The organism is Thermodesulfobacteriota bacterium, assembly GCA_035559815.1.
In the GTDB taxonomy this organism is placed as follows: domain Bacteria; phylum Desulfobacterota_D; class UBA1144; order Nemesobacterales; family CSP1-2; genus DATMAT01.
The window spans coordinates 42,069-50,939 of record DATMAT010000025.1; the positions used below are offsets into that span (position 1 = coordinate 42,069).

At 46.7% G+C, this 8,871-nt stretch carries 4 protein-coding genes; 3 read left to right on the forward strand and 1 reads right to left on the reverse strand.

Annotated features, from left to right (window positions below; all coding sequences use genetic code 11):
* Positions 1-291 precede the first annotated feature (291 nt).
* Positions 292-3,231: a GAF domain-containing protein gene (locus VNN20_07725; protein ID HWP92069.1), complete on the forward strand. Its 2,940-nt coding sequence runs from the start codon at positions 292-294 to the stop codon at positions 3,229-3,231.
* Positions 3,232-3,323: 92 nt separating this feature from the next.
* Positions 3,324-4,397: an HD domain-containing phosphohydrolase gene (locus VNN20_07730; GenBank protein ID HWP92070.1), complete on the forward strand. Its 1,074-nt coding sequence runs from the start codon at positions 3,324-3,326 to the stop codon at positions 4,395-4,397.
* Between the two features lie 45 nt (positions 4,398-4,442).
* Here the strand turns inward: VNN20_07730 and dnaE are convergent, their stop codons facing one another.
* Entirely contained in the window at positions 4,443-7,874 is a 3,432-nt protein-coding gene (gene dnaE, locus VNN20_07735; GenBank protein ID HWP92071.1) for a DNA polymerase III subunit alpha, read from the reverse strand.
* Between the two features lie 410 nt (positions 7,875-8,284).
* Here dnaE and VNN20_07740 point away from each other — a divergent pair.
* A partial coding sequence (locus VNN20_07740; protein ID HWP92072.1) for a signal recognition particle receptor subunit alpha occupies positions 8,285-8,871 on the forward strand: 587 nt, incomplete at its 3' end.

Sequence of the window (8,871 nt, forward strand, 5' to 3'; positions counted from 1 at the left end):
ATAGCCAAAAAGTATTACTTAAATAGTACTAAAGAGGTATTTTTTAATCCTCAAATAATTCTAAAATAATTCTTACGCTCTTTGTGAGCACCGATACCTCCAAGAAGTAGCTTATGGTATGGAATTCGATTAAAGGATTAATACTCATCCGATTCCCTGGAATAAATAAGAATGGAGGCATTGAACCATTTCAAACAACATTGATTTCTGAAAGCTCATCCTTTGGCTATCACCAAATTACCATGTTTTTAACCCCTTATCGTGTCTCTATAACATTTTAAAAAATAGGCTATGAGACCTGACCAGGAACTAGGACAACAAAATAAAGACCTGGAGTTGCTAATTAGCCTTACTCAGGCTGTACACCAGTCTACCGACTTGAAAGAAATATACAAGCTGGCCCTAGACTCGGTTATCGAGCTGGAAAACGTCGACATGGTGGCAATTTATCTGGTAAATGAAGAAAGGCAAGAGGCGGTGCTGGAGGCCCATAGGAACCTTCCTCCAGATTATATTCGGAGAGCGGAAAGGATCCCCTACCCAAAAGGAATAACCTGGAAGGTGATCAACAGCGGTGAGATGCTAAATGTGGAGGACGCTCAAAAAGACCCGGAGATAGGACAAGCGGGCAGAGACCTGGGGCATCACGGTATCCTGGGAATACCCATAATTTTAGAGGAAAAGACAATAGGGGTAATCTGGTTTTTCAGCTATAAAGAACGCCGTTTCGACCAGAAGCAGATAAAACTACTTACCGCTATCGGCAATCAACTCGCTATAGCCATAGCCAAAGCAAAGATGTTTTCAGAGATAAAACAAAGTGAAGAGGCACTCCGGAAAAGCCTATCCCATCTATCAAAAAAGAAGCGTTACGAAACTATCGTCAGCATAGTGACACGTAGTATACATCAATCACTCAACCTCCAGGATATTCTGGAAAACGCAGTTGAAACCATGAGTCAGAACATAGAAGGAGTAAGGCATTATGCGATTTACTTGGTAGAAGGGGAAGCCGTTTTAAAAGCTCACCGGGGTTACCCTGATTGGTTTATTGATCGTGTAAGAAGAATACCCTACCCAAAAGGTTTTACCTGGAAGACAATTTTGGAAGGAAAGCCTATCTATTGTCCGGACGTAGACGAGGATACATTTATTGGCCCTGCTGGAAGGGAGGTAGGGACAAAGAGCTATGTGTCTATGCCCATACGCTCTGAGGGCAAAGTAGTAGGGTGTATAAACATAAGTGCCTTAGAAAAGTATGCATTTGATGATGATGATTTAGCTTTACTTGAAATTATAGGGCAGCAAATTGGGGCTGCTATTGGTAATGCGCAAAAGGTAGAGGCACTGAGAGAAAGCGAAAAGCGTTTCGCTTTATTCATGAAGAATCTCCCGGGAGTGGCATTCATGAAGGATGCACGAGGACATTATATTTACGCCAACGAAGCACTGGCAAAAATTTTACGCAAGGAACCGAGGGAATGGCTTGGAAATACGGATGACGACTTGTGGCCGCCGGCTGTAGCCAGGCAATTCAGAAAAAATGACCGGATCGTCATCGAGAATAGAAAAGCTTTACAAGTAATCGAAACCTTTCCACACGAGGATGGGCCTCGTTACTGGCTTACGAGCAAATTCCCAATATTAGATAAGAATGAAGACCCGGTAGTGGTGGGAGGAATTGCCATAGACATTACCGACCATAAAAGAGCAGAGGAACGAATCAGAGAACAGGCCGCTTTGCTCGATATAGCCACGGACGCTATTACGGTCCGGGATATGGAACACCTTATCCTATTCTGGAGTAAAGGTGCCGAGCGGATCTACGGCTGGAGGTCAGAGGAGATCCTGGGAAAAAAGGTAACCGACCTACTATTCAAAGAAGACACTACGGCATTCGAAGAAGCTCTCAGGATTGTGAAAGAAAAAGGAGAGTGGCAGGGGGAATTGCGCGAGATAAATAAAGACGGTGGAGAAATCATCGTTCAAAGCCGCTGGACTCTCGTGCATGATGAAGAAGGAAATCCAAAGTCAATATTTGTTGTCAGTACCGATATTACGGAAAAGAAGAAGATAGAAACGCAGTTTCTCCGTGCACAGAGGCTGGAAAGCATCGGTACCCTTGCCGGGGGTATAGCACACGACTTGAACAATATGCTCTCACCAATTTTGATGGCATTGCAATTGCTAAAACAAAAATTTACAGACGAAAAAAGCCAGAACCTACTCAACACACTCGAGACAAGCACCCAACGTGCAGCGGACCTGGTAAGGCAGGTTCTTTCCTTTGCCAGAGGAATGGAAGGCGAGCATACAGTTCTTCAGGTAAGACACATTATTTCCGAACTGGAGAGGATTCTTAAAGATACCTTTCCCAAATCTATCCGAATACGTACCGATACACCCAAAGAGCTATGGACTGTATCTGGTGACCCAACACAACTCCATCAAGTACTAATGAACCTCTCCTTGAATGCCCGTGATGCTATGCCTCACGGGGGCACGCTGACTATTTTTGCCGAGAATCTTTTCCTGGATGAATACTATGCCCAGATGAATATCGAAGCTAAACCCGGCCCTTACATAGTTATAACCATCTCCGATACAGGAACCGGCATACCGCCTGCGATAATCGATAGAGTCTTTGAGCCTTTTTTTACCACCAAGAAACTCGAAGAAGGCACTGGGCTAGGACTTTCTACTGCCTACGCCATTGTCAAAAGCCACGGTGGATTCATAAACGTTTATAGTGAGGTAGGAAAAGGAACAAACTTTAAAGTTTATCTGCCGGCGATCGAGACAACCGAGACCAAAAAATTGGTAGATAAACAGCCCCAAGAACCACCCATGGGACAGGGGGAATTGATACTAGTGATCGATGACGAACCGTCAGTTCGTGATATTACCAGAATTACATTAGAGAAGTATGGATATAGGGTAATAACGGCAAATGATGGAGCGGAGGGCATTGCACTTTACGTGCAAAAGAAGGAAGAAATAGAGGCGGTCATAGTAGACATGATGATGCCGATAATGGATGGTTCAGCAACCATAAGAGCTCTACGAAGGATTGACCCGAGCCTAAAAATCATACTAGTTAGCGGAATAAAAGGGAACGAAAAGCCCACCCGAACAAATGGTGTCAATCTACCAAACGCCTTTTTACCGAAGCCATTCACGGCAAACGCACTTCTCAAAACCCTACGCGCGGTACTAAACTATAAGAATTGAAGTTCTCCGGTAGCTTCGCCGAAAAAAGTATGCAGTTATGACAGATAAAGTATAATTTTGTAAAGAATGATGAAACTAAAAAGGAGAAATAGATGCCGAAGCGTATTCTCATCGTGGACGACGAAGAGGCGAACAGGGAATTGTTGAGGACGTTACTGGAATCCTTCGGGCACGAGGCAGAAATAGCCGAAGACGGTTTTGAAGCATTGGCCAAGTTCAAGCTGGACATTGACCTGATTCTCCTGGACGTAAACATGCCCGGAATGGATGGTTTTACCGTGGCACGAAGTATCCGGAAGGACTCCGATTATGGGAATATCCCTATTCTAATGGTTACCGCATTGACCAGCAAAACCGACCGACTTCGTGCCGTCGAGGCCGGCGCCAACGACTTCATCACAAAACCCGTCGACGTCACCGAGCTTAAAGTACGCATGACCTCTCTGCTCAAAGTGAAAGAGGCGCAAGACTTCATGAAACAGCAACAAGAAGAGCTGGAGCGGACAGTAGAAAAGCGTACCGCTACGCTCCGCCAATCCTTAGAGAGCCTAGCTAAAGCACATCGGGCTACTTACGAAGCACACCTAGATACGGTTCGCTGTCTGGCAGTGGCGGCGGAATACAAAGACGAAAACACGGCCAATCATATTCACCGCATGAGTCACTACTCCGCCCTCTTAGCCCAGGGCTTGCACCTACCCCCGGATGAAGTAGAGCTGATACTCCACGCCAGCAAAATGCACGACGTCGGGAAAATCGGGATTCCCGATGCAATTCTGCTAAAACCGGACAAGCTCACCCCCGAAGAATGGGAGATGATGAAGCAGCATACCATCATCGGCGCGCGCATCCTCGATGGGTCTATATCGGAAATACTGAAGGCGGGAAAGGTGATGGCTATTTCCCACCATGAGAAGTGGGATGGAACCGGCTATCCCAACGGACTGGCCGGAGAAGACATACCGCTCTGGGGGAGAATCTGTGCCGTTGCCGATGTTTTCGACGCGGTGACCAGCGAGCGGCCTTACCGAAAAGCTCTACCAAATGAGAAGGCCTACGATATGCTCAGGGAGGGTCGAGGGGCTCATTTCGACTCCCACATCGTCGACGTGTTCTTCGATAAACTAGACCAGGTAGAAACTATCCAGAAAAAATTCCAGGAATAAGACTATTGTTCTCCTTGATTCTCCGGGCTGAGATTACTGTCCTATTCAGCCGAGCCTTAAAACCCCGCTCCCGAAAAGCCTTTCGATATCGTCAAGAAATCTATCATGAACATTAACCTTGTATTCACCGACCTCAACCACCGCTTCACCACTACTGGTCTCCACGTGAAGGTGTATCAAGGATTCACCGGGATGGGTTTCAAAAACACCTTTTAATTTGAGTAGGTTTTCCCTGGTGGCATCTTCCCTTTTTAGGCTAATATGTACGGTGGAACCGTTTCTGACTTCCCTAAGAGAGAATATGTCCTTTGCTCTAATCTTCACCCTTTCTTCAGATGACTCCACGGTCCCTTTCACGATCACCGGCTCCGCTTTTTCCTCCAATATGGGCAATGACTTTCGGAGAAGGTCGTTAAAAACTATAACCTCGACCGAGCCCTTCATATCCTCGAGGACCAGATTGCCAAAGATACCGGAACCGCTTTTGGTATGTTTAACGGTAAGCGAGCGAACCACTCCGGCAACCGAGACCTCTCGCCTATCCTTGACCTCGGAAAGTTCCTCGGTGTCGGTGTTGGTATACTTCCTTATCTCTCCCAAGTACTTTGCCATTGGATGACCGGTGACGTAAAAGCCTAGAACCTCCATCTCGTTTTTTAATAACTCTTTTTCGTCCCACTCCGGCAAATCAGGGAGCTTAGGTGGTGAGATGGAGTCATTGAGCGTAAAAAGGAACTTTTGACCCTCCGGGGCGCTTTTCTGAACGGCCGAGGTGTAGTTGATAAGGCTGTCGATAGCCTCGCTTAGTTGGGCCCGGTTGGCCCCGAGCGAATCGAAGGCCCCGCTTTTTATCAGGCTTTCCAGCGTCCTTCTATTAATCTTTTTGGCATCTACCCTCTCGCAAAAATCGAATATGGATTTGAACTTTCCGTCCTCTCTAGCCTTTATCACCGAATCAACCGAACCTTCGCCGATGTTCTTGATTGCGGAGAGGCCGAACCTGATCTTGCCTCCAGAAGCGGTGAATCCGGCCATACTCTCGTTAACGTCCGGGGGAAGTACCTCGATCCCCATCTCCTTACACTCGGCTATGCTGGCTATGACTTTATCACTATTGCCTGATTCCACGGAGAGGAGCGCGGCCATGAACTCTGCCGGATAGTGAGTCTTAAGATAGGCGGTTTGGTAAGTTATCAGCGCATAGGCAGCGCTGTGGCTTTTATTGAACGAATACTCGGCGAATTTCTCCATGGCATCAAAGATTTCCTCCGCCTTCTTAAGACTTATCCCCTTTTTCTTTGCTCCTTCTAAAAACCTCTCCCTCTGCGCCTTCATTTCGTCCGGCTTTTTCTTCCCCATAGCTCGTCTCAGAAGGTCCGCCTCTCCCAGGCTATAGTCCGCGAGCACACTTGCCGTTTTCATGATCTGTTCCTGATAAACAAAGAGCCCGTAGGTGTCTTTCAAGATTTCCTTAAGCTCGGAAAGAGGGTAGTTAATCCTCCTCTGTCCGTGTTTTCTCTTTATGAACTCATCCACCATTCCGCTGTCCAGCGGGCCCGGGCGGTAAAGGGCAAGAACGGCGATTATATCCTCAAAATTGGATGGTTGAAGCCTCACTAGAAGCTCCTTCATTCCGGCAGATTCAATCTGGAAAACTCCCCGAGTACGCCCGCTGGACAGAAGCTTGTACACCTCTGGGTCGTCGAGAGGAATTGCTTTTATGTTAAACCCGGAGGCTTTTACCCTGTGGTTTTCCTTGATGAATTTAATCGTTTTGTCGATGACCGTTAGTGTTTTCAGTCCCAGAAAATCGAACTTCACAAAACCGAGACTCTCTATGGAGTTCATGTCGAATTGAGTGACGATTTCATCCCGGGAGCCTTTGTATAAAGGAATATACTCTGCCAGCGGCTCATTGGAGATGACGATCCCGGCGGCATGGGTAGACGAGTGTCTCACCATGTCCTCCAGGGGACGGGCTATCTCGATAAGCTCTTTAATGCCGGGCGACCTCTGCACCAGCTCTCTGAGCTGGGGGATCTGGGAAATGGATTCTTCGATGCTGAACACCTTACCCCTAAAGGTGGGAATGAGCTTGGTGACCCGGTCTACCTCGGCATAGGCAATTCCCAGGACCCTGCCCACATCCTTCACCACCGCTTTAGCAGACATCGTCCCGAAAGTCCCTATCTGGGCAACCTTGTCCGCTCCGTATCTTTCAGTGACATATTTTATAACCTCATCCCTTCTCTCCGCACAGAAGTCAACGTCGATATCCGGCATGCTCACCCGCTCCGGGTTTAAAAACCTCTCGAAAATGAGGTTATAGGGAATGGGGTCAATCTCCGTAATCCCGAGCGCGTAAGCAACGAGACTACCGGCAGCGCTGCCCCTGCCCGGACCCACCGGGATTCCATGGGACTTGGCATGATTGATAAAATCGGAGACCACCAGAAAGTAACCGGAAAATCCCATATTCTTTATAGTCTCTATCTCACTCTCAAGCCTTTCTCTGTACGAGCCCGCTTTATCCGGCGGGATCCCCGATTCAATTAACCTCTCCTCTAGTCCTTGCCGGGCAAGATCGGCCATGTACTCGTCCAGTGATTTTTTCCCCTCTACATCGATGACCGGGAGCTTATAGCCGTTTGTCTTGAACTCAAAACTACATCTCTCCGCTACCTCAACCGTGCGTTCTATCTCTTCTTCACAACCCCGGAGGCATTCCAGCATTTCCTCCCGGGATTTTAGAAAATATTCGTCTCCGCTGAATTTAAACCTCTTTTCATCCTTCACCGTCGTTCCGGTTTGTATGCATAGGAGTATTTCGTGTGGTTTTGAGTCCCCGCGTCTAAGGTAATGGCAATCGTTCGTAGCTACAACCGGGATGCCCAGCTTCTTCCCTATATCTTTTACTTTTTGGTTGACAATCTCCTGCTCCGAAATCCGGTTTGCCTGGATCTCCAGGTAGTAGCCGTCGCCGAAAATCTCTTTATATCTTGCCGCCGTGCGTACTGCCCCTTGCAGGTCGTTGGCCAGGATGTATTTACAGAATTCACTGTTGAGACAACCGCTCAGCACGATCAGTCCTTCCCGATGTTTATCCAGGAGCTCATGGTCAATTCTAGGCCGGCGATAGAAACCCTCAAAATAGGCTTTAGTGACAAGCTGGGACAGATTCTTATACCCTTCCTCATTCTTGGAAAGGACGATCAGATGATGGTTCTTTTCCTCGGGAGACTTGTCCTGTCTCGACCCGGGGGAGACATAAACCTCGCACCCGATTATCGGCTTTATTCCGGCCTTTTTAGCCTCTTTGTAAAACTCGTAGGCGCCGAATAGATTTCCATGGTCGGTCAGGGCCACCGCAGACATGCCGTACTCCCTGGCCTGGGTGAATAGTTCGTCGAATTTTATCGCGCCGTCTAGGAGGGAATACTGGGAGTGAAGATGTAAATGAACAAAGCCTTTTTCCATCTAAGACGTATTATATATCAGAAAAAATCGGGTAAGCAAGCTTAAATAAAATTTATCTTAATATTGAAATGTTGCATCTGTAACTTAAATCTTAACTGAGACAATGTTTTGTTTTCTAACCAGTTTAAATTATGAAATTTCGGCCACTCCTTTTAAAAACCGGTATATGCCCCATTCTCAACAGGTTCTGAATCAAGCTTAAAACATTGACAACCGATTCTGGACGTTATAAAGTCTTATAAGATGGGACATGAAAAAATCTCTAGTCGTAAACCCTGATTTAACGCCACGCTAACCTTTACCATCTTCTGATATATGCAATCAAATAATCACAAAACCACGGTCGCTTTGAGCATGATCTACGCTTTTTTGTTATACTTAATTGGATAAAAATGGAGGCAGAAGAAATAATGGAATCGATTATCTCTAGTCTAAGCAATATTTATGAAGCCAACCCTGAGCTTATCTTCCTGGCCGGGTCTATAGCCGGATTACTCCTGATTACGTCGATAATACTTTTGCTTTCGAGAGGAAAAACACAGGATAAATCCGGCGATAAACTATTAGAGCACTCTTCTAATATCCAAGGAACATCTTCCCAATTGATCACCGGCCCGGAAGAACAAATATTAGACATCCAGGAACCGAAGGCAGAGGAGGACATAAACGAGGAACTGGTCGAGGAGGCCGTATCGAAAGAAGTAGAACTCGAGGAAATGGCGGGAATAGAAGAGCCTGATATAACCGAGGAAGAAATAAGGGCAAAAGAGGATGAAGAACTCAACGTGGAGACTATGGAAGAACTAGAAGAGGAGATAGAAGAGACCAGAGAGGGGCTTTTTTCCAGGCTCAGGGCCGGGCTTTCCAGAACCCAGGCCGGCCTCATCGGTAAGCTCGATGAGATGCTTTCTATCAGAAAAGAGATAAACGATAACCTCTGGGACGACTTTGAAGAAACCTTAATCATGTCCGATGTAGGGGTCGGGACCACGATGAA

Excerpts from the sequence above, each read along its gene's own strand:
- dnaE (HWP92071.1), bottom strand. The coding sequence starts at position 7,874 with ATGGAAAAAGGCTTTGTTCATTTACATCTTCACTCCCAGTATTCCCTC.
- VNN20_07730 (HWP92070.1), top strand. The coding sequence starts at position 3,324 with ATGCCGAAGCGTATTCTCATCGTGGACGACGAAGAGGCGAACAGGGAA.
- VNN20_07725 (HWP92069.1), top strand. The coding sequence starts at position 292 with ATGAGACCTGACCAGGAACTAGGACAACAAAATAAAGACCTGGAGTTG.